This window comes from Streptomyces sp. R33 (assembly GCF_041200175.1).
Classification (GTDB): Bacteria; Actinomycetota; Actinomycetes; order Streptomycetales; family Streptomycetaceae; genus Streptomyces; species Streptomyces katrae_B.
Genome location: NZ_CP165727.1, coordinates 5693721 through 5719852 on the forward strand (window position 1 = coordinate 5693721; position 26132 = coordinate 5719852).

General features: G+C 72.0%; 21 protein-coding genes, 2 tRNA genes and 1 pseudogene. 21 read left to right on the forward strand and 3 right to left on the reverse strand.

Annotation, left to right across the window (positions count from 1 at the left end; translation table 11 throughout):
• Window positions 1-41: 41 nt before the first annotated feature.
• On the forward strand, window positions 42-1043 hold the full coding sequence (gene galE / locus AB5J51_RS26060; RefSeq protein WP_053786820.1) for a UDP-glucose 4-epimerase GalE: 1002 nt from the start codon (window positions 42-44) through the stop codon (window positions 1041-1043).
• Between the two features lie 94 nt (window positions 1044-1137).
• On the opposite strand, the gene AB5J51_RS26065 is transcribed toward galE, so the two are convergent.
• Together AB5J51_RS26065 and AB5J51_RS26070 are read right to left on the reverse strand one after the other, a co-directional pair.
• Window positions 1138-2331, reverse strand: coding sequence for a glycosyltransferase (locus AB5J51_RS26065; protein WP_369778771.1), 1194 nt, complete (start codon window positions 2329-2331; stop codon window positions 1138-1140).
• Window positions 2328-5216 carry a CDP-glycerol glycerophosphotransferase family protein gene (locus AB5J51_RS26070; RefSeq protein WP_369778772.1) on the reverse strand — a complete coding sequence of 963 codons (2889 nt, stop codon included), beginning with the start codon at window positions 5214-5216 and terminating at the stop codon, window positions 2328-2330. Before AB5J51_RS26070 ends, AB5J51_RS26065 begins: the two co-directional genes overlap by 4 nt.
• Before the next feature lie 158 nt (window positions 5217-5374).
• Between AB5J51_RS26070 and AB5J51_RS26075 the strand changes: the two genes are divergently transcribed.
• The 7 genes from AB5J51_RS26075 (at window position 5375) to AB5J51_RS26105 (ending at window position 11842) form a co-directional block, all read left to right on the forward strand.
• Window positions 5375-6403 (forward strand): glycosyltransferase family 2 protein, encoded by a 1029-nt coding sequence (locus AB5J51_RS26075; RefSeq protein ID WP_243879012.1) that lies wholly within the window; start codon window positions 5375-5377, stop codon window positions 6401-6403.
• A 3-nt stretch (window positions 6404-6406) separates the two neighbouring features.
• Window positions 6407-6829 carry a GtrA family protein gene (locus AB5J51_RS26080; RefSeq protein WP_053786816.1) on the forward strand — a complete coding sequence of 141 codons (423 nt, stop codon included), beginning with the start codon at window positions 6407-6409 and terminating at the stop codon, window positions 6827-6829.
• 89 nt (window positions 6830-6918) lie between these two features.
• Window positions 6919-8046 carry a glutamate 5-kinase gene (gene proB, locus AB5J51_RS26085; RefSeq protein ID WP_053786815.1) on the forward strand — a complete coding sequence of 376 codons (1128 nt, stop codon included), beginning with the start codon at window positions 6919-6921 and terminating at the stop codon, window positions 8044-8046.
• A 61-nt stretch (window positions 8047-8107) separates the two neighbouring features.
• Window positions 8108-8527 (forward strand): hypothetical protein, encoded by a 420-nt coding sequence (locus AB5J51_RS26090; RefSeq protein ID WP_078987349.1) that lies wholly within the window; start codon window positions 8108-8110, stop codon window positions 8525-8527.
• Window positions 8528-8721: 194 nt separating this feature from the next.
• Window positions 8722-9999 (forward strand): glutamate-5-semialdehyde dehydrogenase, encoded by a 1278-nt coding sequence (locus AB5J51_RS26095; protein ID WP_053786814.1) that lies wholly within the window; start codon window positions 8722-8724, stop codon window positions 9997-9999.
• 77 nt (window positions 10000-10076) lie between these two features.
• Window positions 10077-10625, forward strand: a complete 549-nt coding sequence (locus AB5J51_RS26100; RefSeq protein WP_136224856.1) for a hypothetical protein — start codon at window positions 10077-10079, stop codon at window positions 10623-10625.
• Between the two features lie 68 nt (window positions 10626-10693).
• On the forward strand, window positions 10694-11842 hold the full coding sequence (locus AB5J51_RS26105) for a hypothetical protein (RefSeq protein WP_053786813.1): 1149 nt from the start codon (window positions 10694-10696) through the stop codon (window positions 11840-11842).
• Here AB5J51_RS26105 and AB5J51_RS26110 read toward each other — a convergent pair.
• Window positions 11826-12917, reverse strand: a complete 1092-nt coding sequence (locus AB5J51_RS26110) for a M48 family metallopeptidase (RefSeq protein ID WP_369778773.1) — start codon at window positions 12915-12917, stop codon at window positions 11826-11828. The genes AB5J51_RS26105 and AB5J51_RS26110 overlap by 17 nt on opposite strands.
• A 141-nt stretch (window positions 12918-13058) precedes the next feature.
• On the opposite strand from AB5J51_RS26110, the gene AB5J51_RS26115 reads away from it, so the two are divergent.
• The 13 genes and pseudogenes from AB5J51_RS26115 to AB5J51_RS26175 form a co-directional block, all read left to right on the forward strand.
• Window positions 13059-13226, forward strand: a complete 168-nt coding sequence (locus AB5J51_RS26115; protein ID WP_168724275.1) for a hypothetical protein — start codon at window positions 13059-13061, stop codon at window positions 13224-13226.
• Window positions 13227-13294: 68 nt separating this feature from the next.
• Window positions 13295-13912 carry a nicotinate-nucleotide adenylyltransferase gene (gene nadD / locus AB5J51_RS26120; protein WP_030297205.1) on the forward strand — a complete coding sequence of 206 codons (618 nt, stop codon included), beginning with the start codon at window positions 13295-13297 and terminating at the stop codon, window positions 13910-13912.
• Between the two features lie 24 nt (window positions 13913-13936).
• Window positions 13937-15619, forward strand: coding sequence for an LCP family protein (locus AB5J51_RS26125; protein ID WP_369778774.1), 1683 nt, complete (start codon window positions 13937-13939; stop codon window positions 15617-15619).
• A gap of 131 nt (window positions 15620-15750) precedes the next feature.
• Entirely contained in the window at window positions 15751-16197 is a 447-nt protein-coding gene (rsfS, locus tag AB5J51_RS26130; RefSeq protein ID WP_053786810.1) for a ribosome silencing factor, read from the forward strand.
• Window positions 16194-16850, forward strand: a complete 657-nt coding sequence (locus AB5J51_RS26135; protein WP_030297199.1) for a histidine phosphatase family protein — start codon at window positions 16194-16196, stop codon at window positions 16848-16850. Before rsfS ends, AB5J51_RS26135 begins: the two co-directional genes overlap by 4 nt.
• A 112-nt stretch (window positions 16851-16962) precedes the next feature.
• Window positions 16963-17035 (forward strand) — tRNA-Ala (locus AB5J51_RS26140).
• A gap of 143 nt (window positions 17036-17178) precedes the next feature.
• Window positions 17179-17412 (forward strand): hypothetical protein, encoded by a 234-nt coding sequence (locus AB5J51_RS26145; protein ID WP_008738908.1) that lies wholly within the window; start codon window positions 17179-17181, stop codon window positions 17410-17412.
• Between the two features lie 172 nt (window positions 17413-17584).
• Window positions 17585-17657, forward strand: a tRNA-Ala gene (locus AB5J51_RS26150).
• Between the two features lie 248 nt (window positions 17658-17905).
• The gene (gene leuS / locus AB5J51_RS26155; RefSeq protein ID WP_168724274.1) at window positions 17906-20776 is read left to right on the forward strand and encodes a leucine--tRNA ligase; all 2871 of its coding nucleotides are present in this window, start codon (window positions 17906-17908) and stop codon (window positions 20774-20776) included.
• A 132-nt stretch (window positions 20777-20908) separates the two neighbouring features.
• Entirely contained in the window at window positions 20909-21661 is a 753-nt protein-coding gene (locus tag AB5J51_RS26160; protein WP_133898083.1) for a hypothetical protein, read from the forward strand.
• Between the two features lie 157 nt (window positions 21662-21818).
• On the forward strand, window positions 21819-22664 hold the full coding sequence (locus tag AB5J51_RS26165; protein WP_133898084.1) for a DegV family protein: 846 nt from the start codon (window positions 21819-21821) through the stop codon (window positions 22662-22664).
• A gap of 98 nt (window positions 22665-22762) precedes the next feature.
• Window positions 22763-23737, forward strand: a complete 975-nt coding sequence (locus AB5J51_RS26170) for a helix-hairpin-helix domain-containing protein (RefSeq protein ID WP_369778775.1) — start codon at window positions 22763-22765, stop codon at window positions 23735-23737.
• Window positions 23734-26106 (forward strand): annotated as a pseudogene (locus AB5J51_RS26175) (ComEC/Rec2 family competence protein); the annotation flags it as partial. The gene AB5J51_RS26170 and the pseudogene AB5J51_RS26175, both read left to right, overlap by 4 nt.
• Between the last annotated feature and the right edge of the window lie 26 nt (window positions 26107-26132).

Sequence of the window (26132 nt, forward strand, 5' to 3'; positions counted from 1 at the left end):
CAGGACCCCGGACCCGGTCCGGGGACCCCAGGGAGATACGCATGACTTTTCTGATCACTGGTGGCGCCGGCTACATCGGCTCCCACGTCGTCCGCGCGATGCTCGCCGCAGGTGAGAAGGTCGTCGTCTTCGACGACCTCTCCACGGGCAACGAGGACCGCGTCCCGGAGGGCGTCCCGCTGGTGATCGGCTCGGTCCTGGACCGGCTGAACCTGGACGAGACCCTCCGGAACTACAAGATCACCGGTGTGGTGCACCTGGCGGGCAAGAAGCAGGTCGGCGAGTCCGTCGAGAAGCCGCTGTTCTACTACCACGAAAACGTGGAGGGCCTTCAGGTCCTGCTGGGGGCGGTGGCCGCCGCCGGCGTCCGCAACTTCCTGTTCTCCTCCTCCGCCTCCGTGTACGGCATGCCCGACGTGGAGCTCGTCACCGAGGAGACCCCGTGCGCGCCGCTGAGCCCGTACGGCGAGACGAAGCTGGCCGGCGAGTGGCTGGTCCGCGCCGCCGGCAAGGCCTACGGCATCTCCACCGCCTGCCTGCGCTACTTCAACGTGGCGGGCGCGGCCGCCCCGGAGCTCGCGGACACCGGGGTCTTCAACCTGGTCCCGATGGTCTTCGAGCGCTTCGACAAGGGTGAGGGCGCCCGCATCTTCGGCGACGACTACCCGACCCCGGACGGCACCTGCATCCGCGACTACATCCACGTCGAGGACCTCGCCGAGGCCCACGTGGTGGCGGCCCGCAAGCTCGTCGAGTGGGGTGCGACCGGGGACTACAAGGACCTCACCGTCAACATCGGCCGTGGCGAGGGCGTCTCCGTACGGGAGATGGCGCAGCTGCTGAACGAGGGCACCGGGCACACGTACGAGCCCGTCGTCGTCCCGCGGCGCCCCGGCGACCCGGCGAAGGTCGTGGCCTCGGCCGACAAGATCGCCGCGGAGCTGGGCTGGAAGGCCAAGCACGACGTCCGCGAGATGATCACCTCGGCCTGGGCGGGCTGGGAGGCCAACCGCAAGGGCGAACTGCCGCACGTCGCGCGCTGAGCCCGTACGCCGCAGCGCACAGGACGAAGCCGCCCGCCCCGGATGCGTTCCGGGGCGGGCGGCTTCGTCCTGCGTACGCGGGCTCAGCGCTCGCTCAGCGCTCCAGGAACGCGAAGAGCTCTTCCCAGCGGTCGGTGATCTCGGCGCTGGAGTAGCGCTGCACACTGCGGAAGGCGTTGTCGCCGAGACGGTCGCGCAGCCCGCGGTCCGACATCAGCACGTCGAGGTGCCCGGCCAGCTCCATCGTGTTGCCCAGCCGGGCCAGCAGACCGTCCTCGCCGTGCTCGACGATCTCCCGTACGCCCGGCGCGCAGTCGAAGGCGGTCACCGGCAGGCCGGCCGCCATTGCCTCCAGCAGGGTGATCGGGAAGCCCTCGGCCCGCGAGGCCTGCGCGAAGACCGAGGCCCCGCGCAGCGCGCCCAGCACGTCGTCGGTGCTGCCCATCCACTCCACGGAGTCGTCCAGGCCGAGCGTGGTCGCGTGCGCCCGCAGCGCCGGCTCCTCCACGCCCGCTCCGTAGATCCGCAGGACCCAGTCGGGGTGCTGCGGGGCGGCTTCCGCCCATGCGTCGAGCAGCAGGTCCACGCCCTTCTCGAAGGCGAGGCGGCCGACGCTGGCGACGACCTTCTCCGTGCGGGGGGCGGGGGAGTCCGGCATGAACGGCAGCGGGTTCGGCATGCTGCCCACGTTCTCCATGCCGGCCCGGATCCACAGGTCCGCGTCCTCGGGGGTCAGCACCAGCAGCCGGTCGACCTCGGGGTAGTACCGGCGGACCCGCTCGGCGCGGGTGGACTTCTGGCTGGCCTCGAACGACTCGTGGCTCATGCCGATGACGCCGAGCCCCTTGGTGTCGGCGAGCGCCACCCACTCCATCGCCCAGACCTGCGTGACGATCACGACGGCCCCGGGGCGGGCGGCGCGGAACAGCTCGTTCAGCCTCTCCGCCTTCGCCCGCATCTTCGCCCGCCGCGCCGCCTGGCGGCGCCGCTCGGGGGCGTTCAGCCGGCCCTTGATCCCGCGCAGGCGCCGGGCCTTCGGCGGGTGGGCGTCGTACAGGGTGGTCATCGCGTACGGCAGGTCCTGCGGCAGCTTCTGCCGGATCTCCTCGGCGACCGGGGCAATGCCGACGATGTGCACCCGGTGACCGCGGTCGGTGAACAGCCGGGCCATCTGGTGCGACCAGGTCGTCACGCCGCCGAGCTCGTCGACGCTGTTGGAGACGATGAAGACGTCACGGCCGCCAGGCTGTTCGTCGCGCGCGCCGGACTCGGCGGTCTGCTGGCTCACTTGCCGCTCCTGGTGAAGAACTTCTCGACGATCTGGCGGGCCGCGTCCCCGCGGTCGTACTCGCCGAACTCGGTGAGGAAGCGCTGCCGCGCCTCCGCGTACTTGGCGTCCGCCTCGTCGAAGGCGGAGAGGGCCTGCAGGAGTTCGTCGGCCGTGGCCACCACCGGGCCCGGGGCCTTCTCCTTCAGGTCGAAGTACGTGCCGCGGATGTCGGTCGCGTACTTCTCGTAGTCGTACGCGAAGAACAGCATCGGCCGGTCCAGCACCGCGTAGTCGAACATCACGGACGAGTAGTCGGTGATCAGCCCGTCGGCGAGCGCCAGCAGCGGGGTGATGTCGTGGTGCCGGGACACGTCGATCACCCGGCCCGCGACCGACGGCGGCAGCGAGACGCTGTTGAGGTAGTGGGTGCGCACCAGCAGCGTGAAACGGTCGCCGAGCCGCTCGGCGAACTCCTCCACGTCGAACGGGAACTCGAAGCCCTCCACCGCACCGTCCGCGCTCGCCCGGAAGGTCGGCGCGTACAGAAGCACCTTCTTCCCCGGGTCGATGTCCAGCTCGGCTGCGAGCGGACCGCGCACCCGCTCCCCGCTCTGCGCCTCGGCCCGCTGCGCCTCGACGAGGGCGTCGTTGCGCGGGTAGCCCGTGCGCAGCAGCACCTCGTCGCGCAGCCGGAAGGCCCTGGCGAGGGTGCGGGTGTCGTGCTCGGAGCGGATCAGGAAGTGGTCGAAGCGGTTGACGGCCGCCTGGAAGCGGTCCTGGCCGGCCTTGCCCTGTGCCTTGGTGCGGGGCTCGTGGAAGCCCATGCGCTTGAGCGCGGAGCCGTGCCAGGTCTGGATGTACGTGGTTCCCTCGCGCTTGGCCAGGGCCAGGGGGAAGCCCTGGTTGTCGACCCAGAACTCGGCCTGCGCCAGCGCGCGCAGGTACGGCCAGCTCCAGCGGCGCACCAGGGTGGCCTCCTTGGGGAAGCCGGTGGGCTTGCCGCCCGCGTACGACCAGATCGCCTCGAACGGGACGCCCTGGCGGACCATCTCCTCGTAGATCGCCTTCGGGCTGTCGCTGTACTGCTTGCCCATGTGGCTCTCGAAGACGACCGTGCCCTTCTTGACCGGCAGCTTCGAGAAGACCTCGTGGTAGACCTTCACCTTCTGCTCGCCCGAGCCGAGGTTGCGGCGGGCCCGCAGGGCCTTGCGCAGGCCCCGCTTGACCACGCCCGCGGCCTTGCCGTGCATCGCGCTGCTGATCAGCGTCTGGGTGCGGACGGCGGCGGCGCTCTCGGCGGTCAGGACGTAGGAGAGGTTCCCCTTCTTGGTCACCTCCGGCTCGAAACGGTCGGAGACCAGCCGCGTCAGCCGCGGGCGCACGCGCAGCCGGGCCGCCGACTCCAGGTCGACCCCGCCGACGGAGACGCGGGTGGTGAGGCGCTCGCCGTCGGCGGTCAGCTTCAGACGGACGTCCCAGACGGCGTCGATGATGCCGAGGGGGCGGACGGTGCCGGCGATGTCGGCCGTGGCGGTCCACTCGATCGTGTCACCGGCATGGCGCACGGTTGCCGCCGGGAAGCTGAAAGAGCGCACGCCGATCTGCCGGCGGGCCCGGAACTCCAGGGTGGCCCCCAGTTCCGCTTCGGGGCTGATCCTCCCCAGCGGGTTCACCACGGCGCCCGAGAGCGTGACGGTGCCGCGCCCGTCGTCCTCGTACGAGGTGAGGCGGTTGCCCAGCGAGAGGGAGGTGAGCGGGGTGGTGTGGAAGCCCTGCCCGGTGACGTCCAGTATCCGGCGGGCCTCGGCGGCCTCGGCGCCGTCGGGGTCGTCGATGTGCTGCCCGCACCAGTAGACGCGCCCGTCGCGCTCCGCGAGCGGCGAGGACAGCCGGCCCTTGTTGGTCATGGCGTCGGCGGCCGGGAGCAGGTTGTCCCAGTCCTCCTTGCCCAGCAGGTAGGCGCAGATCGCCTGGAGGTACGTGACGTGCTCGTACGCGGCCGGGTCGATGCCGGCCAGGTAGCCGTTGGCGAGGCGGGCGAACTCCTGGCGGTACGCATCGCCCAGCAGGGGCAGGTCGCGCAGGTGCAGCACCAGGTCGTGCTTGAGGAACTTGGCGTCCTTCGCGGACTTGATGTCCGTGTGGCCCTTGGAGGCCAGCAGCTCGTCGACGCGGCGGTGGATCTCCATCCGGTGGACGAAGTTCGCGATCTCGTGGCGCCGGTTGCTGATCGACTTGGCCGCGGCCTTCTCGACCACGTTCCAGTAGTAGACGTGGTTCGGGATCAGCGTGATGCGGCGGGCGGCGACATAGGCCTGCGCGGAGAACAGCAGGTCCTCGTAGTGGATGCCGACCGGGAACTCCAGGCCCTGCTCCAGCAGGAACGCGCGCCGGTAGCACTTGTTCGTGGAGAGGGTGTCGTAGACCAGCAGGTCGGGGTCCTCGGTGATCGACTCCAGCGTGCGGGTGCGGGAGTAGATCCAGGGGTACCACTCGGTGGTCTTGCCCCACCGGTTGTCGAGGTGCACGCGCACGCACATGCCGGAGACCAGGTCGGAGCCGGTCCGCTCGGCCGCGGCCAGCATGTTCCGGCAGGCGTTTCGTTCCAGCACGTCGTCACTGTCCAGGAACATGACGTACGTGCCGGTGGCCTGCTGGATGCCGTGGTTGCGCGGGGCGCCGCAGCCGCCGCTGTTCTCGGGCAGCCGGAAGGCGCGCACTCTGTCCGGGTGCGCAGCTTCGAGCTCCTGGGCGACCGCATACGACCGGTCCTTGCTGCAGTCGTCGACGATCACGACTTCGACCCCGTGCAGGGTCTGGTCCAAAACCGACTGGACGGCTGTCGGCAGACGCTCTGCGTCGTTGTAGACGATGACGACCACGGAGACGTCAGGCACGTGCACCTCGATCCCTTCGTTCCATTCCGCTTAACCCGTCAAAGCTACCGTGTGCCGCGCTCGGATCCGGCAGGCCGACCCTCGGCGTGCATACTTCTTAGGAAGAGGTGTGTGGCGGGTCCGGTCGCCGACAATCACCCGTTCGGACCCAGCAGGAAGTGTTCATGACGAAGCTGTCCGTAGTCGTCCCTTGCTACAACGAAGAAGCCGTGATCGACAGCTTCGACGTGGAGATCCGCAGGGTCCTGGACTCCCTGCCCGTCGAGTACGAGGTCTGCTACGTCGACGACGGAAGTCGCGACGGGACCCTCGTCAAGCTCCGCAAGATCGCCGCCGAACACGGCGACCGTACCCGGTACGTCTCCTTCAGCCGCAACTTCGGCAAGGAGGCCGGCATGCTCGCCGGCCTGCGCGAGGCCACCGGCGACGCCGTCGTGATCATGGACGCCGACCTCCAGCACCCGCCGGAGCTCATCGCCACCATGCTCGACTATTACCGGCAGGGCCACGACCAGATCATCGCCCGCCGCACCCGTGAGGGCGACAAGAAGGTCCGCTCCGCGCTCAGCCGCCTCTACTACCGGGGCGTCAACCGCTGGGTCGACGTCGAGCTCACCGACGGCGTCGGCGACTTCCGCCTGCTGTCCCGGCCCGCCGTGGACGCGCTGCTGTCGCTGCCGGAGTACAACCGCTTCTCCAAGGGCCTCTTCTCCTGGATCGGCTTCGACACCGTCCACTTCGACTACCGCAACGCCCAGCGCGAGGCCGGCGAGACGAAGTGGAAGTTCGGCTCCCTGCTGAACTACGCCATGGACGGGCTGATCTCCTTCAACAACCGGCCGCTGCGCATCGGCATCTGGGCCGGCGTGTCGCTGGTGGCGCTGACCGCCCTGTACGCCGTGTACATCGCGATCATGGCCATGACCAACGGGGTCGACGCGCCCGGCTACGTCACCCTCGTCGCGATCATCGTCGGCATCGGCGGCGTTCAGATGATCATGCTGGGTCTGATCGGCGAGTACATCGGCCGCATCTACTACGAGACCAAGCGCCGCCCGCACTTCCTGGTCAAGGAGGCGCACGGCGCCGACCGGGAGGCCCGGCCCGACACCACCCGGGTCCAGGCGGAACGCGAACGCGGCGGCCTGTCCGCCGCGCGCCTGACGGTCTCCGCCGAGCGCGAGGTGCGCTGAGGCATGCGATCCCAGCTGGGCCAGATCCTCCGCTTCGGCCTCGTCGGCGCGGTCAACACCGGCACCTTCTTCGTCATCTACCTGCTCCTGCACCCGTGGATGCCGTACTTCCTCGCCTACACCCTCGCCTTCCTGCTGGCGATGGTCGGCTCGTTCTTCATGAACACCTACTTCACCTACCGGACCAAGCCCACCTGGAAGAAGTTCCTCCTCTTCCCCCTGACGAACGTCACGAACTACGTGATCCAGTCCGCCGGGCTCTACGCCCTGGTGACCTGGGCCGGGCTCGACACCCGCATCGCCCCGCTCGTCGCCGCCGTCGTGGCCATCCCGTTCACCTACCTGCTGTCCCGCAAGATCCTGGTCCCGGGCGCCGCCGCACAGACGGAGAACCCGGCGCCGGCCCGCAGCGGGTCCGCGGGCTGAGTCCACCGTCTGAAACCCCGGAGCGGCCTCTCCGGGGCACCCCGTAGATTGAGGTGGCAGACGTACCGGCAAGGGGCAAGGGGACAGACGTGTCAGCGGCTAGGCAAGGTGTCGTGGACGCCCGCAGGATCGTGGTCAAGGTCGGATCCTCCTCCTTGACCACCGCGGCCGGCGGGCTCGACGCCGACCGGGTGGACGCCCTGGTCGACGTACTGGCCAAGGCCCGCAGCGGCGGCGAGAAGGAGATCGTCCTCGTCTCCAGCGGAGCCATCGCCGCCGGACTCTCCCCGCTCGGCCTGCGCCGCCGCCCGACCGACCTGGCCCGCCAGCAGGCCGCCGCCAGCGTCGGGCAGGGGCTGCTGGTCGCCCGGTACACCGCCTCCTTCGCCCGGTACGGAGTCCGCGTCGGCCAGGTGCTGCTGACCAGCGACGACACGAGCCGGCGCGCCCACTACCGCAATGCGTACCGGACCCTGGACCAGCTCCTGGCCATGGGCGCCCTGCCGGTGGTCAACGAGAACGACACCGTCGCCACGGACGAGATCCGCTTCGGCGACAACGACCGGCTCGCGGCCCTCGTCGCCCACCTGGTCCGCGCCGACCTCCTCGTCCTCCTGTCCGACGTGGACGGCCTGTACGACGGCGACCCGTCGCTGCCCGGCACCACCCGCATCGACGAGGTGCGCGGCCCCGAGGACATCGCGCACGTCTCCATCGGCAGCGCCGGCAAGGCGGGCGTGGGCACCGGCGGCATGGTCACCAAGGTCGAGGCGGCGCGGATCGCGGCGGCGGCCGGCATCCCGGTCGTCCTCACCTCGGCGAGCCAGGCGGCCGACGCCCTGGCAGGGCGGCCGACCGGCACGCACTTCCACGCCACCGGCCGCCGCTCGGCGGACCGGCTGCTGTGGCTGCAGCACGCATCGACCCCGCAGGGACACCTGGTCCTCGACGAGGGAGCCGTACGCGCGGTGACCGAGCGCGGCAGCTCCCTGCTGCCCGCCGGGATCGCCGCCGTCGAGGGCGAGTTCGTCGCGGGCGACCCGGTGGAACTGCGCGCGCCCGACGGCCGTGCCGTGGCCCGCGGGCTGGTGAACTTCGACGCCAAGGAACTCCCGCAGCTCCTCGGCCGCTCCACCCGGGAGCTGGCGAAGGAACTCGGCCCGGAGTACGAGCGCGAGGTCGTACACCGCGACGATCTGGTCCTGCTGCAGGGCTGAGGTTCGGTAAAACCGCCGCGCGGCGGGCCGGGGACTGGTCAACTGTGAGGGGCGGACAGGCATGGCGCAGACAGGAGGCGGGCTGGTGAGACGAGCGCTGACCAGCATCAGCGGCGGCGGGGACGGCGAGCAGGGCGAAGCCTCCCGCCTCTGGCACGTCACCCTGAGCGTCTCGGGCAAGCCGGCGCCGCTGTCGGAGGTCCGGCGCGGGCTGGAACAGCTGGCCCACGACCACCCGTTCCTCCTCACCAGCCGGTACGCCGACGACCATGCGGAGATCCGGTACTGGGAGGAGGCCCGCGACCTCCACGACGCCGCGGCCGTCGCCCTGCGCCTGTGGGGCGAACACCGCTCCTCGGCGCAGCTCCCGCCGTGGGAGATCGTCGGCCTGGAGGTCATCGACCGCGCGACGTACCACCTCCGGGTGGCGGAAGGCTACGGCCCACCCCCGGCCCACCCGGTCGGGGTCCACCCGTACTAGCCCCATCCGGCCCGGCCGGCCCGCCCGTCGCACCCCGGCCCCGCCGGCGTCCGAGGCGCGGGGTCCGGGCGGAGCCCCGGGGAACGGCGGAAGGGCGGGGCGGGGAGAGGCTCCGCGCAGCGGACCCCGCGGCCGCCATCTCGCGGGATGGAATCCCGTCGGCCCCGGCCTGGCCGGGGACTACCCTGGGCGGCATGACCTCGCTCGACGCCCCCGTCTCGCCCGTGATCGCCACCGCGCAGGCGGCCCGCACCGCCGCCGCGGCCATCGCCCCCCTCCCGCGGTCCGCCAAGGACACCGCGCTGCTGGCCATCGCGGACGCCCTGGAGGCCCGTACGGCCGAGATCGTCGCCGCCAACGCCGTCGACACCGACAAGGCCCGCGCCGCCGGCACCAGCGAGACCGTCATCGACCGCCTCACCCTCACCCCGGAGCGCGTCCGCGCCATCGCCTCCGACGTGCGCGACGTCGCCGCCCTCCCCGACCCCGTCGGCGAGGTCGTCCGCGGCTCGACCCTCCCCAACGGGATCGACCTGCGCCAGATCCGCGTCCCGCTGGGCGTCGTCGGCATCATCTACGAGGCCCGCCCCAACGTCACCGTCGACGCCGCCGCCCTCTGCCTCAAGTCCGGCAACGCGGTCCTGCTGCGCGGCAGCTCCTCCGCCTACGCCTCCAACACCGCCCTCGTCGGAATCCTCCGCGACGCCATCACCGAGGCGGGCCTCCCCGCCGACGCGATCCAGCTGGTCCCCGGCGAGTCCCGCGACTCCGTCCGCGAGCTGATGCGCGCCCGCGGGCTCGTCGACGTCCTCATCCCGCGCGGCGGCGCCTCCCTCATCAAGACCGTCGTCGAGGAGTCCATCGTCCCGGTCATCGAGACCGGCACCGGCAACTGCCACGTCTACGTGGACGCCCAGGCCGACCTCGACATGGCCGTGGACATCCTCATCAACTCCAAGGCGCAGCGGCCTTCCGTCTGCAACTCCGCCGAGACCCTCCTCGTCCACCGCGACATCGCCGACGCCTTCCTGCCGCGCGCCCTCGACGCCCTCGCCGACGCCGGCGTCACCGTCCACGGCGACGCCCGGGTCCTCGCGGCCGCCGAGGACTCCAAGGCCACCGCGCTCCCCGCCACCGACGAGGACTGGGCCGCCGAGTACCTCTCCTACGACATCGCCGCCGGCGTCGTGGACTCCCTCGACGACGCCGTCGCGCACATCCGCCGCTGGACCTCCGGCCACACCGAGGCGATCGTCACCACCTCGCAGGCCGCCGCCCGCCGCTTCACCCAGCTGGTCGACTCGACCACGGTCGCCGTAAATGCCTCCACCCGGTTCACCGACGGTGGCCAGTTCGGTTTCGGCGCCGAGATCGGGATCTCCACGCAGAAACTGCACGCCCGCGGCCCGATGGGCCTCCCGGAGCTCACCTCCACGAAGTACATCGTCACGGGCGACGGTCACGTTCGGTAGTCGGGCCGCAAACACCGGGTGGCCGGATTTCAGCGGACACCCTGCCCAAAGCAGCCCCCCAGGTCTAGGCTGTTGCTGTGCCGGACGACGTGGGGGGCAAGTACCCGGACGACGGGGAGCCCGACAACGACGACCGCGGAGGCGCGGATCAGGACTTCGCCTCCGTGGTGTTCGACGAGGACTTCGTCCGGAACGCCGAGATCCATGAACCGAGCGCCGCGGAACGCCAGCGGGCCGCCGACCGGGCGCGCGCCGAGGCGGAAGCCGCCCGCGCCGTGGCCGGTGGCTGGACGTCCGACGACGACTACGACGTGTACGGCTACGGCCGCCCCGACGGGTACGGCATCGACGAACCCGGCTGGGAACACGGTTCCAGCTACGCGGAAGGCCCGTACGGGGCCTACGGCGGCTCCCTGCGCCCCTACCGGGGCCGCTCGCCCTGGCTGCGCCCCGTCGCCTGGGTGCTCGCCTTCGTGATGGGCCTCGGCATGGTCGCGCTCGCCTTCAGCGCCGTCTACCGCAGCGCCTCGAGCGACGCGGACCACGCTCCCGCGCCCGCCAGCACCCCGCTGACGGAAGTCAGCGGCGCCGGAGCGTTTATGTACCCCGTCGGCCGCCAACCCTGAAGGTACGACCCCACTCGCGTCAGTCGGAGCTGGGGGCTTCTCTGAAGCGGGGACAGCGGGGAGAAGCAATGGCCGTGCCAGGAGATCCACCCGACGGCACCCCCGACGGCATCGGCGGGGGCGACGAGGAGTTCCGGTCGGACGAGTACCGATCGGTGGTGTTCGACGAGGACTTCGTCCGGGCTGCCCGGCTCCAGGAGTTCTCCGCCCAGGAGCGGATGGGCGAGCACGCACGAGCCGTACGCAGCCGGTCCATCTGGGCCGGCGGCGGCTCCTCCCGGCCGCGGACCAGCACGCCCGGCCGGGGAGCCCGCCAGGGCATGCTGCTGGTGCTGCTCATCGCCGTGGCCTTCGCCGCGGCCGTCTACATGGGCCTGAGCAATCCGACCGTCCCCCTGTCCACCAGCCGGACCGATCCGCTGAGCAGCACGGTCGTGCCCCTCGCGCCGAGCACCGCCGTGCCCGGCGGGCGGCCCGTCGACCTGTACGCCAAGAGCCCGGCGGCCGATTACCGCGTCGGGGCGGCCGGGATCACCCTGCCGGCCGTGCGCCGCACCCACCACTTCACCGAGGGGCAGGTCGTCACCGCCCTGTCCATCGCCAAGGACTACCTGGTGCAGTCCTCGCTCGACCCCGACGTACTGGCCGGAGCCGCGACCCGGCCCGTGCGCGTCCTGCTCGATCCCGACCAGCTCGCGCAGTTCGACCGCAGCATGACCTCGCCCTCCGGCGACGGGCGGCACGCGGCCACAGGCTGGCTGGTCCGCTTCGACCCGGGCACGGCCGCCGTGGCCGACACCCGGGTCCGGGTCAGCGGAACCCTGGCCTTCGACGAGGTCTCGGCGGACATCCTCGAGGTGATCACCGACCACACCTTCGTGTACGCCGTGCGCCCCGCCACCGGATCCCCGGCCGCGGCCGAAGGCGCCTCGCTCTTCACCGTCCGGCGCGAGCTGCGGCTGCGCTTCGACCGGGAAGACCTGGCGGCCCGGCGGGCGGAGCTGGTCCAGGCCTACGTGATGGCCGGTCCGCAGGACTGCTCCACCGACCCCGCCGAGGGCTTCCGCCCGGTCCTGGCCGGGGCGGGACCGACCACGGTCGGCCCGGCCGCGAGCGACCCGTACGCCAGCGGCAGCCCGCGGCGCACCGCCGGGCTGTGCGGGGTACTGGCGCCGCCCACGGCCGCCGGGACCGCTCCCGTCAGCCCTGCTCCGTAGCGGGGCCGCCCTTGTCCGCGGAGCTCGCGCCCGAGCCCGTACCGGCGCCGCCGGCCGCGCCCGTGAACTTGTCGCGCAGCTTGCCGCCGACGTCGGCCGCGCCGCCCGCGATGTCGCCGACGAGCTTGAACAGCGGGTCCTTGCTGCTGCGCACCGCGTCCGCGTAGTGCGCGGCCGACTCCCGGAAGGAGTCCGTGACCGAGGTGTCCTTGTCCTCGTCCCGCCGCGGGTAGTGGCCGTCCATGATCCGCTGGTAGTCCCTGTTCTGAGACCACTTCTTCAGCTCGGCCGCCCGCACCGTGGCGAAGGGGTGCGTCCGCGGCAGCATGTTGAGGATCTTCAGCACCGAGTCGCGCAGATCACCGCTCGACTCGTACTCCTCGGCCTGGGCCAGGAACGCGTCCACGTTCATCTCGTGGAGGTGGTTGCCGCCCGCGAGCTTCATCAGGCCCCGCATCGAGGCCTGCAGGTCCTGTCCGACCAGCAGCCCCGCCCGGTCCGCCGACAGCTCCGACTTGCGGAACCACTCCCGCAGCGCCGTCACGATCGCCATGATCGCCACATTGCCCAGCGGGATCCACGCCACCTTCAGCGCCAGACCCGTCAGGAACAGCAGGATCGTGCGGTACACCGCGTGCCCCGACAGCGCATGGCCCACCTCGTGGCCCACGACCGCCCGCATCTCCTCCTCGTCGAGCAGCTCGACCAGGCCCGTCGTCACCACGATGATCGGCTCGTCGAGCCCGATGCACATGGCGTTCGGCTTGGGGTCCTGCTGCACGTACATCTGCGGGACCCTCTCCAGGTCCAGGATGTAACAGGCGTCGCGCAGCATCGCGTACAGGTGCGGGAACTGCGTCTCGCCCACCCGCACCGAGTCCGACAGGAAGAGCAGGCGCAGGCTCCGCTCCGGAAGCAGCCCGCTCAGGGCCTTGAACACGGTGTCGAAGCCGCTCAGCTTGCGCAGCGCCACCAACGCCGAGCGGTCCGCCGGGTGCTCGTACGCGCGCGAGGAAATACCGGGAAACCTCCTGCGGTCCCGCGCCGGCACCTTCTCGAACCCGGTCTCCGTCATAACGCCCTCCCCCTTGATCGGCCTGTGCGCTTGTGCGTCTATCCTCTCCAACGCCTGAGTCGGCGTGAGCGTGCCCCAGGCCCCCGCATACGATGTGAGCGAAGTCTCCGCTCGCTCCCCGACTCGATAGGTATCTGCCTGATGAGCCTCTCCACCACCGCCCACAACCTGGTCGTTCTCGCGTCGGAGGGCGCCGAGCAGCACGGCGGCAACCACGACAGCCTGAGCCCGTACCTGACCGGTGGCGGCGCGCTGTTCATCCTGCTGCTGATGCTCTGGGTGACCACGCGCCTGAACCGCGACCGCTGAACCCGCGCTCGCGCACACGCTCGAATGCGGGTCCGCACCGCTCCGCCGGGCCAGTAGGCTCTGCGCTCATGGGAGAGCAGGAGATGCCTACCGGCCCGGTCAAGCGCCGGCTCGGCGTGATGGGCGGGACATTCGACCCGATCCACCACGGACACCTGGTGGCCGCCAGCGAAGTGGCCGCCCTGTTCCACCTCGACGAGGTGGTGTTCGTACCGACCGGCCAGCCGTGGCAGAAGTCGCAGCGCGCCGTGTCCCCCGCCGAGGACCGCTATCTGATGACGGTCATCGCGACGGCCTCGAACCCCCAGTTCTCGGTGAGCCGCATCGACATCGACCGCGGCGGGCCGACGTACACGATCGACACCCTGCGTGATCTGAGCGCGCTCAACGAGGACGCCGACCTCTTCTTCATCACCGGCGCCGACGCCCTCGCCCAGATCCTGACCTGGCGGAACGCCGACGAGCTCTTCTCGCTCGCCCATTTCATCGGTGTGACCCGACCGGGCCACGTGCTCACCGACGACGGGCTCCCCGAGGACGGCGTCTCCCTGGTGCAGGTGCCCGCGCTGGCGATTTCGTCCACGGACTGCCGCGCACGGGTCGCCCAGGGGGATCCTGTCTGGTATTTGGTGCCCGACGGTGTGGTGCGCTACATCGACAAGCGTGAGCTGTACCGGGGAGCCTGAGCTTCCGGAGAGAGGGGCCCCGCGGTGAACGACCGACAGGATCCGTACGACCCGTACGCCACCCATGAGCAGCAGCTCATCGGCTACGACGCGTACGGGCGGCCGGTGTACGGCCAGGTGCCCGCGCAGCCCGCCCAGTACGAGCAGGCGTACGAGCAGCAGTACGGCTACGACCAGGGCTACGGCCAGCAGGCGTACTACCCCCAGCAGCAGCAGCAGCCGCAGCAGCAGCCGGCCGCCCCGGACTACGGGCAGCAGGAGTACCCCCGGACGCCCGGCTACGGGTACGACACCCAGCACACGCAGCAGAGCCAGCAGTGGATCCCGCAGCAGGCCGCCCCCGAGCCCCCCGCCCCGGCCCCCGCGGCGGCGCCGCAGCCCCCGCGCCCCGCCCAGGTCCCCGAACCGCGCCGGGCCGAGGAGGACGGGCAGGACGCCCCCGACTACCGCACCGAGCAGTTCGCGTTCATCGACCAGCCGGACGAGGACTCCGAGGACGTCATCGACTGGCTCAAGTTCACCGAGAGCCGGACCGAGCGCCGCGAGGAGGCCCGCCGCCGCGGCCGCAACCGGGTGGTCGCGCTGATCGTCGTCCTCGCCCTCTTCGTCGTCGGCGGCGCCGGCTACCTCTGGTACGCGGGCAAGCTGCCGTTCCTCGACGGACCCGGGCAGAAGAAGGACAGCGCGGCCGCGGCCGGACCGCAGAAGCGCGACATGATCGTCGTCCACCTGCACAACACCAAGAAGGGCGGCACGTCCACGGCGCTGCTCGTCGACAACGTCACCACCAAGAAGGGCGCCACCGTCCTGCTGCCGAACACGCTGGGGGTCCCCAAGGAGGACGGCACCGCCGCCGCCCTCGGCAAGGCGGTCGAGGACGGCGGCGTGGGCGTACGGGACTCCCTCGACTCGGTGCTCGGCACCCACATCGGCGGCACCTGGCGCCTGGACACCCCGTTCCTGGAGAACCTGGTCGAGCTGGTCGGCGGCATCGAGACCGACACCGACGTCGCGGTCCCGGCCGACGACGCCGCCAAGATCCCGGCCGTGGGGCAGGGCCCGAAGCAGCACCTCAGCGGTGCGATGGCCGTCGCCTACGCCACGTACCGCGGCCAGGGCGAGCCCGAGGCCAAGCAGCTCGACCGGCTCGGCAAGGTGCTCTACGGGGTGCTGCGCAAGGTCCCCGGCGACGCGAAGTCGGCGACCGTCACCGTCGAGAGCATGGGCCAGATCCTCGACCCCTCCCTGAACGCCCAGGCACTCGGCGCCCTGCTCGCCAGGCTCGGCGAGCACGCCAAGGAGGGCACCGACGCGTACCGCACGGACGTCCTCGCGGTGAAGCCGGACGGCATGCTCACCGACGACGCCAACAAGAACGTCGTCAAGGAGGTGCTCGGCGGCAGCTTCACGGCGGCCCAGGCCGGCACCGCGCCGCGCGTCGGCCTCAAGGACGCCACCGGCGACGACAAGACGCAGGTCGCGGCGAAGGCCGCCCTGCTCAACGGCGGCTACACCTTCGTGGACGGGGGCAAGGCCGACAAGACCCAGCCCGCCACGCAGATCACGTACCAGGACGACGCGCAGCGGGCCAAGGCGGTCGAGGTCGCCAAGACGCTGGGCCTGCCGGAGACCGCGGTGAAGAAGGGCGAGAACGCCGTGAACGCCGACGTCGTGGTGACCCTGGGCAAGGACTACAAACCGTCCTGACCCGGGCATGACCCGGGCCTGACCCGGCCCCCGGGCAGTGCGCCCGCCCGCGCGGGACGCTGCGCGCGGGCGGGGTCGGCGGTACATGAGACCCTTGTATGGATCTGCCCGCCAACCCGAAAGCATGGCCAGTGACCGCCACGGACCGCTCCATCGAGCTCATCACCGCCGCCGCCCAGGCCGCGGCCGACCGGCTCGCGCACGACATCATCGCGTACGACGTCAGCGACGTGCTGTCGATCACCGATGCCTTCCTGCTCGCCTCGGCGCCCAACGACCGCCAGGTCAAGTCGATCGTCGACGAGATCGAGGAGCGCCTGCTCAAGGAGCTCGGCGCCAAGCCGGTGCGCCGCGAGGGCGACCGCGACGCCCGCTGGATCCTGCTCGACTACATCGACATCGTCGTCCACGTGCAGCACAGCGAGGAGCGGGTCTTCTACGCGCTGGAGCGCCTGTGGAAGGACTGCCCCGAGATCGAGCTGCCCGAGGACGCCAAGCTCACCAAGGGCAAGGCGGAGGAGCACGCCAAGCTGCGCGAGGCGGCGGGCGACGACGACCTGGACGGTGATCTGTTCTGAGCACCACCGCCACCCGGAAGACCGGCCGGAAGATCGTCCTCTGGCGACACGGCCAGACCTCGTGGAACCTGGAGCGCCGCTTCCAGGGCTCCACGGACATCGAGCTGACCGAGACGGGTGTGGCGCAGGCGCGCCGCGCCGCCCGGCTGCTCGCCTCGCTGCAGCCGGACGCCATCGTGGCCTCCGACCTGAAGCGGGCCGCCGCCACGGCAGCCGAGCTGGCCGCCGTCACGGGCCTGGCCGTGACCCGCGACGCCGCGCTGCGCGAGACGTACGCCGGTGAGTGGCAGGGCCTCACGCACGACGAGATCATCGAGAAGTACGGCGAGCAGTACGCGGCGTGGAAGCGCGGCGAGCCCGTGCGCCGCGGCGGCGGCGAGCTGGAGACCGAGGTCGCCGACCGGGCGGCGCCGGTGGTGCTGGAGCACGCCGACCGGCTGCCGGAGGGCGGCACGCTCGTCGTGGTCAGCCACGGCGGGACCATCCGTACGACCATCGGCCGGCTGCTGGGCCTGGCGGCGTACGACTGGGAGGGTCTGGGCGGGCTCTCCAACTGCTGCTGGTCCGTCCTCGGCGAGGGCGCGCGCGGCTGGCGTCTGATGGAGCACAACGCCGGCACGCTGCCGGAACCGGTGCTCGGCGACGACGACTGAGCCCGCCTCAGGGCGGCTCCCACCCGGATTTCACTTTCCGGCTGGTCACAGGCTAGAGTTCTTCTTGTTCGCAGCGCAGAACACCGGAAACGGGGGGAGCGCAGCGGAGAGCGGGGCTATAGCTCAGTTGGTAGAGCGCCTGCATGGCATGCAGGAGGTCAGGAGTTCAATTCTCCTTAGCTCCACAATCAGGATCCCGTCCCCAACAGGGGGCGGGATCCTTCCGTTTGTTCCTTCGGTGCCTGCTGACCTGCCCCGTACCCGCGTGGCAGAATCGGAGCGCCGGAGGGGGAGTCGACGGCCCGATGCGGGAGGGAGTCGCTGACGGATGGGTGCACACCGGCGGCGGTGCGACTGGTGCAACAACGGCACGCCGATCGTGCGGGACATGGACCCGGTCAACCCCGACTACCAGTACTGGTGCGAGGAATGCGCGCGGGCGCTGATCATAAAAGGCGACCCGATCGAGACCTACCGCGAGCTGGAGGGGGAGCCGATCTACGGACGGCTGCTCGACGAGCACTGCACGCTCAAGCGGTTCTACCAGTTCGCCAGAGCCTAGGGCCGCGGCGCGGAACGGAGATGAGGCGCGGGTCCGGAACGGGACGAACCGGGCAAAGTCGAACGCCCGGAAATCGATTTTTGGACCTGGGCCATGACCGTGTAATGTTCTCGATGTCGCCAGGGGGAACCGGCCAGGGAAACCGAGCAGGGGCCCGGCGGCAGAGAAGCAAGGGGCTATAGCTCAGTTGGTAGAGCGCCTGCATGGCATGCAGGAGGTCAGGAGTTCAATTCTCCTTAGCTCCACAGAAGACAAGCGGACCACCCGGATCGGGTGGTCCGCTTCTCGTTGTGCGGAACGGTCGAGCGGCCGCCGGACCCGCTGCGGTACCCTGGCGCCATGCGTGCCGTACGCCTTCTGCTTACCGAGCCGCGCTGATGAGTGCCGACCCTTCGAGACGGTCGGCATCGGCGCGGCGCCCCCTCCTGTGCGAGGGGTTTTTTCGTTTGGGCAGGCAGAGACGGCAGAGACGATCGATGGAGCTTCAGAAATCATGAGCGAGACGAACACCCCGGCCCCCGAGGCGGCCGAGGGGCACCGTTACACGGCTGCCATGGCCGCCGACATCGAGGCACGCTGGCAGGACGTATGGGACGCGCAGGGCACCTACGAGGCCCCGAACCCGACCGGTGACCTGGCCGGGGACGCCGCGGTCGTCGCGCGGCCCAAGAAGTTCATCATGGACATGTTCCCGTACCCGTCCGGTGCGGGCCTGCACGTCGGTCACCCGCTGGGGTACATCGCCACCGACGTCTTCGCCCGCCACCAGCGGATGACCGGCCACAACGTCCTGCACACCCTGGGATTCGACGCCTTCGGCCTGCCGGCCGAGCAGTACGCCGTGCAGACCGGCACGCACCCGCGCGTGTCGACCGAGGCGAACATCGAGAACATGAAGCTCCAGCTGCGCCGGCTGGGCCTGGGCCACGACAAGCGCCGCTCGTTCGCGACGATCGACCCGGACTACTACAAGTGGACCCAGTGGATCTTCCTGCAGGTCTACAACTCCTGGTACGACGCGGACGCGGCGAAGGCCCGCCCGATCGCCGAGCTGGTCGCCGCCTTCGAGGACGGCTCCCGTGAGGTCCCCGGGGGCCGCGGCTGGGCCGAGCTGACCGCGGGCGAGCGCGCCGGCGTGCTGAACCAGTACCGGCTGGCGTACGCCTCGGACGCGCCCGTGAACTGGTGCCCCGGGCTGGGCACCGTACTGGCCAACGAGGAGGTCACCGCGGACGGCCGCTCCGAGCGCGGCAACTTCCCGGTCTTCAAGGCCAAGCTGAGCCAGTGGAACATGCGGATCACCGCGTACGCCGACCGGCTGCTGGACGACCTGGACGCGCTGGACTGGCCCGAGGCCATCAAGCTGCAGCAGCGGAACTGGATCGGCCGCAGCGAGGGCGCGCGCGTCGACTTCGCGGTCGGCGACGACGCCGTCACGGTGTTCACCACGCGTCCCGACACCCTGTTCGGCGCCACCTACATGGTGCTGGCGCCCGAGCACGAGCTGGTCGAGAAGATCGTCCCGGCCGAGTGGCCCGAGGGCACCCACCAGGTGTGGACCGGCGGCGCCGCGACCCCCGGCGAGGCCGTCGACGCGTACCGCAAGCAGGCCGCCGGGAAGTCGGACGTCGAGCGCCAGGCCGAGGCCAAGGACAAGACCGGTGTCTTCACCGGCGCGTACGCGATCAACCCGGTCAGCGGTGACCAGGTCCCCGTCTTCATCGCGGACTACGTGCTGATGGGCTACGGCACCGGCGCGATCATGGCCGTCCCGGCGCACGACAGCCGCGACTTCGAGTTCGCGCGCGCCTTCGAGCTGCCGATGCGCTGCGTCGTGGAGCCCTCGGACGACCGCGACGCAGACCCGGCCGAGTGGGACGACGCGTTCTCCTCGTACGACGGCACCATCGTGAACTCGACGGGCGAGGGCGTCTCCCTGGACGGTCTGGGCGTCGTCGAGGCGAAGGCCGCCATCACCGCGTGGCTGGCCGAGCAGGGCATCGGCGAGGGCACCGTCAACTTCCGCCTGCGCGACTGGCTGTTCAGCCGTCAGCGCTACTGGGGCGAGCCCTTCCCGATCGTCTACGACGAGGACGGCGTCGCGCACCCGCTGCCCGAGTCGATGCTGCCGCTGGAACTGCCCGAGGTCGAGGACTACTCGCCGCGCACGTTCGAGCCGGACGACGCCACCTCCCAGCCGGAGACCCCGCTGTCGCGGAACGAAGAGTGGGTCAACGTCGAGCTGGACCTGGGCGACGGCCGCGGCGTGCGTCCGTACCGCCGCGAGACCAACACCATGCCCAACTGGGCCGGTTCCTGCTGGTACGAGCTGCGCTACCTGGACCCGCACAACGGGTCCGCGCTGGTCGACCCGGAGATCGAGCAGTACTGGATGGGTCCGCGCGAGGGCGCGCCGCACGGCGGTGTCGACCTGTACGTCGGCGGCGCCGAGCACGCGGTGCTGCACCTGCTGTACGCCCGCTTCTGGTCGAAGGTGCTCTTCGACCTGGGTCACGTCTCCTCGGCCGAGCCGTTCCACAAGCTGTTCAACCAGGGCATGATCCAGGCGTACGCGTACACCGACGCGCGCGGCGTGTACGTGCCGGCGGCCGAGGTCGAGGAGCGCGACGGCGGCTACTTCTACGAGGGGCAGCCGGTCAAGCGCGAGCACGGCAAGATGGGCAAGTCCCTGAAGAACGCCGTCACGCCCGACGAGATCTGCGAGGAGTACGGCGCCGACACCCTGCGCCTGTACGAGATGGCGATGGGCCCGCTGGACGTCTCGCGTCCGTGGGACACCCGCGCCGTGGTCGGCCAGTACCGCCTGCTGCAGCGCCTGTGGCGCAACATCGTCGACGAGGAGACCGGCCAGGTCACCGTCGTGGACGGGGAGCCGGGCGAGGACACCCTGCGTGCGCTGCACAAGGCGATCGACGGGGCCGGCGCGGACATGGCGGGGCTGCGCTTCAACACCGCCATCGCGAAGATCACCGAGCTGAACAACGCCCTGACCAAGGCGGGGCGCCCGCTGGAGCGCTCGGTCGCGGAGCGGCTGGTCCTGCTGATCGCCCCGCTGGCCCCGCACATCGCGGAGGAGCTGTGGCACCGGCTGGGGCACAGCGACTCGGTGGTCCACCAGGACTTCCCGGTCGCGGACCCGGCTTACGTGGTGGACGAGAGCGTGACCTGCGTCGTCCAGATCAAGGGCAAGGTCAAGGCCCGCCTGGAGGTGCCGCCGACGATCTCCGAGGGTGACCTGGAGCAGCTGGCGCTGGCCGACGCGGCGGTCGTGGCGGCGCTGGGCGGGGCCGAGATCCGCAAGGTGATCGTGCGTGCGCCGAAGCTGGTGAACATCGTCGTCTGAGGTGCCGTGCCCCTGATCCGGTGATCTAGGGGTATTCCCGTACGGGCAGGTTGGGGGTTCGTTTGGAACCCCCAACCTGCCCGTGGCGTTTACGGTGGAGGGGACGGTATCGGCAGGGGAAGGGAGCCTCTCATGGAGGCGGGCGCGTTGATCATCATCTTTGCCCTGTTGGTGCTGTTCGCCTTCCTGGGGCTGGGTGCCTGGGCCACGGTGAAGGTGGTCGGCGCGGCGAAGCGCGGCGTGGACCGCACTCTTACGCAGGCCCGCCGGACCGTGGAGGACACCGCGCTGAAGGCGAAGAGCTTCGGGCAGGTGGGCGTGGCGGGGGCGCTGGCGCAGCTGCGGCTGGACCTGCGGACGTCGATGCGGGCCACGCAGCAGGCGCTGTACCAGGGGGTTCAGACGGATGCCTCGCTGAAGGAGTCGATCGGACTGTTCGAGCGGCTGAGCGCGCACGGGCACGAGCTGGACGACGAGCTGAAGCGGCTGGAGCAGGAGCCGGACCGGGGGCGGATCAGCGGGATGCTGCCGGAGCTGAAGGAGCGCACGGCCAAGGTCACGCAGGCCGCGGACTCGCTGCGGTGGGCGGCCCGCGACCGGGCCCGGCGCTTCGCGGAGGACGACCTGTCGACGCTGTCGGCACAGATCGAGGTCGAGTCGGGCGCGCTGCGGGACTGGTCGCGTGAATCGGTGGACGACCTCGCGGCGGCGGCAGCGGCGTGGGACGCCCAGCAGCCGCCGACGGGGCCCGCGGGGCGCGCTCCGGAGCCCCCGGCGGGGCACCCGGGGCGCACCGAGAACCCACAGCAGGCGGCTCTGAACCCGTCAGCCCCGCCGACCCGCCACCCGTGGCAGAAGACCCCGCGACCGGAAGCGACGACCTGAACCGCGGGCACTGAGCGGGCGGGCGCCCTGCGGCAGGGCGGCTCCGTCGCCGCCTCGGCTCCGTCGCCGCGGCGAAAGCGGCGGCGCGGTGTCCCCGTGCCCCCTGGTCAGGGGCCTGGGCTGCCGTACCGCCCCCACTGGCGGTAACCTCCGGCTCATGTCCCGCCATGTCGCGATCGTCACCGATTCCACGGCCTACCTGCCTCAACCGGCCATGTCGCGGCACGGAATCACCTCCGTCCCGCTGACCGTGGTGCTCGGTGACGAGGCCCTCGAGGAGGGCACCGAGATCTCGGCCCGCAGCCTCGCCCTGGCCCTGCAGAAGCGTCGGTCGGTCACCACCTCGCGCCCCAGCCCGGAGGAGTTCGTACGGGCCTACAGGGCGGCCGCGGAGGCCGGCGCGACCGGCATCGTCAGCCTGCACCTGTCCGCCGAGTTCTCCGGCACCTACGACGCCGCCGTCGTCGCCGCCAAGACCGCCCCGGTGCCCGTCCGCGTCGTCGACACCGGCATGGTCGCGATGGCCCTCGGGTTCTGCGCGCTCGCCGCCGCCGAGACGGCCGAAGCGGGCGGCTCCGTGGACGAGGCCGTGGCCGCCGCCGAGAAGCGGGCCGCGGAGATGTCGGCGTACTTCTACGTGGACACCCTCGACTACCTGCGCCGCGGGGGCCGTATCGGGGCCGCCCAGGCCCTGCTGGGCTCGGCCCTCGCCGTCAAGCCGCTGCTCACGCTGGAGGGCGGCCGGATCGAGATGCTGGAGAAGGTGCGTACGGCCTCCAAGGCCATCGCCCGCCTGGAGGAGCTGGCCGTCGAGCGGGCCGGGGCGGGCAGCGTCGACGTGGCCGTGCACCACCTCGCCGCGCCCGAGCGGGCCGAGAAGCTCGCGCAGCGACTCCGGGAGCGCATTCCCGGCCTGGTCGAGCTGCACGTCAGCGAGGTCGGTGCGGTGATCGGCGCGCACACGGGGCCGGGGCTGCTGGCGGCGGTCGTCTCGCCCCGCTGATCACCGGAACGAGTGGCCCGGTTATCCACAACGACCGGGATATCCACCGGAATTGATAAATCCGGACCGCGGCCGGGATTCGTCCTTAACGTCGTGGCATGACTCTTCGCACGCGTACCTCGCATCCCTCCGGAGCCACCAGCGGACCCGGCCGTCCCCGTTTCTTCGACGGGCGGCTGCGCCACCGCCGGGGCCGCGCCCGCCCGCAGCATCCCGAGCCCGCGGCGGTGCGCCGCCGAGCCGAAGCCCTGCTCGGCGGCAGCGGCCCGCCGCAGGCGCCGCCGCCGGGCGCGGCGGGGCGGGAGGCCTCGTCATCGGAGGTGCCGCGGCCTGAGGCGGCGTCGGGTCCGGGGGCCGGGATCCGGTCCGTGGCCGATCCGCCGCCCCAGGAGATCCCGCTGTCCGGCGCAGTGGCGTTCCGGCTCGCCGTGCGGGAGAGGCTGCCGCTGTGGCTGCAGACCCGGTGCGGGGTGGAGCCGCGGACGGTGGCCGCCGTGGCGGTGGTGCTGGTCGCCGCGGTCGCTTTCGGTGCGCAGCAGTACTCGTCGGCCCGGCCGCAGCCGGTGACCGCGCCCCCGGTGGTCACCCAGGCGCCGGCGCCCGGTCCCGGGGCTCCCGTCGCCGGAGGAGGTGCCGGCTCGCGGATCGTGGTGGACGTCAGCGGCAAGGTCCGCGACCCCGGAGTGCGGCGGCTGCCCGCCGGTTCGCGGGTCGAGGACGCGCTGGCCGCCGCCGGGGGAGTGCGGCCCGGTACGGACACCACCGGGCTCAACCGGGCGCGGGTCCTGCTCGACGGCGAGCAGGTGGTGGTGGGCGCCCCGGCGCAGCCTGCCCCGGGCGGGCCGGGTTCCGGAGCCGGGCAGGGCGTCGGCTCGGCTGCCGGCCCGCTGAGCCTCGGCACGGCCACGGTGGAGCAGCTGGACGGCCTGCCCGGGGTCGGCCCGGTCCTGGCGCAGCACATCGTGGAGTTCCGCACCGCCCGCGGCGGCTTCCGCTCGGTGGAGGAGCTCCGGCAGGTCGACGGCATCGGCGAGCGGCGCTTCGCCGACCTGCGCAAGCTGGTCAGGCCGTGAACCGCCCCGAGGGCGCCGGCCCGCTGGATCTGCGCCTCGCGGTACCGGCGCTGGCCGCCTGGGCGGGGGCCGCCCTGGCCCTGGATGCGCCGCCCGGCTGGACCGCCGCCGGGGCCGGGCTCGCGGTCCTCGGTGCGGGGCTGCTGCTCCTGGCCGGGTGCCGGCGTCCGGAGTCGCTGTGGCGGGTCGGCACGGCCGCGGCCGCCGTCCTGCTCTGCGCGGCCGCGGGCGCCGGGGTGGCGGGCCTCCAGCGGGCCGAGGCGCGGGCCGGGCCGGTCGTGGGGCTGGCCGGGGAGCAGGCCCGGGTCCTCGCCGAGCTCACCGTCGGCTCCGACCCGCGGACCGCGCGCAGCGGGAGCGGGCCGCCGGTGGTCGTCCTGGATGCGGTGGTGACCCGGGTGACCGGGCCCGACGGGAAGCAGACCCGTGTCGAGACCCCGGTACGGGTGCTGGCCGGGCATCCGCAGTGGACCCGGCTGCAGCCTTCCACCCGGGTCTCGGTCGTCGCCCGGCTGGCCCCGGGCCGGGGCGGCGAGCGGGCCGTGGCGCTGCTGCGGCCCACCGGGGACACCCCGCCCCGGGTGACCGGCGGCCCCGGCACCGTCCAGCGGCTCGCCGGGAGGCTGCGGGCCGGGCTGCGCGAGGCCACCGACGGACTCGCACCGGACGCCAGGGCCCTGCTGCCGGGGCTGGTGGTCGGGGACATCTCCCGGGTGCCGCCCGACCTGGAGGCGGCGTTCCGCTCCACCGACCTGCTGCACCTGCTGGCCGTGTCCGGGTCCAACCTGACCGTCGTGCTGTTCCTGCTCATCGGCCCGGCCGCCGCCGCGCAGCGCGCCGAGCGGGGCGGGCTCGCACCCCGCCTCGGGCTGTCCCTGCGGGCGACGGCCCTGTGCGGGACGGCGCTGACGCTGGCGTTCGTGGTGGTGTGCCGGCCGGAGCCGAGCGTGCTGCGGGCCGCGGCCTGCGGGACGATCACCCTGCTGGCCATCGCCACCGGGCGGCGCAGATCCCTGATCCCCGCCCTGGCGGCCGCTGTTCTGCTGCTGGTGCTCTACGACCCGTGGCTGGCCCGCAGTCCCGGCTTCCTCCTCTCGGTCCTGGCCACCGGGTCCCTGCTCACGCTCGGCCCGCGCTGGAGCGATGCCCTGCAGCGGCGCGGGATGCGGCCCCGGTTCGCCGATGCGCTGGGTGCCGCCGCGGCCGCGCAGGCGGTCTGTGCGCCGGTGGTCGCCGTGCTCTCGGCCCGGGTGAGCCTGGTGGCGGTGCCCTGCAATCTGCTCGCCGAGCTCGCGGCGGGGCCGGCGACCGTCCTCGGCTTCGCGGCGCTCGCGGCGGCGCCGGTGTCCCCGCCCGTCGCGGAGCTGCTCGCCCGCTGCGCGGGGGTGCCGGCGGGGTGGATCGCCGGCGTGGCGCGGGCCGGGGCGCGGCTGCCGGGTGCGGAGCTGGCCTGGCCGGGCGGATTCGCGGGCGGCCTGCTGCTGGCCGCCGCCACCCTGGCCGTCGTAGGGCTCGGCGCACGGATCCGGCACCGGCCGTGGGTGTGCTCCGCCCTGGCCGTGCTGCTGCTCCTGGTCGTCCTGCGGCCGCCGCAGCTCACCCGTACGCTCACCCGCTGGCCGCCGCCCGACTGGAGCTACGTCCAGTGCGCGGTGGGCCAGGGCGACGCCGCCGTACTCGCCGCCGGCCCGGGCACTGCGGTGGTGGTGGACGCCGGTCCCGAACCGGGTCCGGTGGACGCATGCCTGCGCGCCCTCGGGGTGAGCCGCGTACCGCTGCTCCTGCTGACGCACTTTCACGCCGACCACGTCGGCGGCCTGTCCGGGGTGCTGCGGGGGCGGGCCGTGGGTGTGATTCAGACCACCACGCTGGAAGAGCCGACCGGTCAGGCCGAGTTCGTCCGGCGGACCGCGGCCGCCGCCCGCGTACCCGTCGTAACGGCCGCGGCAGGGGAGCGGCGCCGGGCCGGACCTCTGGAGTGGCAGGTGCTCTGGCCCCCGCCCGACGGCCCGCGGCCGGAGGGGCCCAACGACGCCAGCGTCGCCCTGCTGGTCCGTGGCGCCGGCCTGACCCTCCTCCTGCTAGGAGATCTCGAACCGCCTTCGCAGCAGGCACTTCTGACGGCCCATCCGCAACTGGGCCCGGTCGACGTCCTCAAGGTCGCCCACCACGGCTCCGCACACCAGGACCCCGGCCTGCAGTCGAAGGTCCGGCCCCGGCTCGCGATCGTCCCCGTCGGTGCGGGCAACCGCTACGGACATCCCGCACCCGGTACGCTCGCCCACCTGCGGACCCTGGGCGCGACCGTACTGCGCACCGACATCGACGGCTCGATCGCCGTCGCCGGGAACGGCCCGCGGATACGGGCCTTCACCTCCCGGCGCAGGCGCCGCCG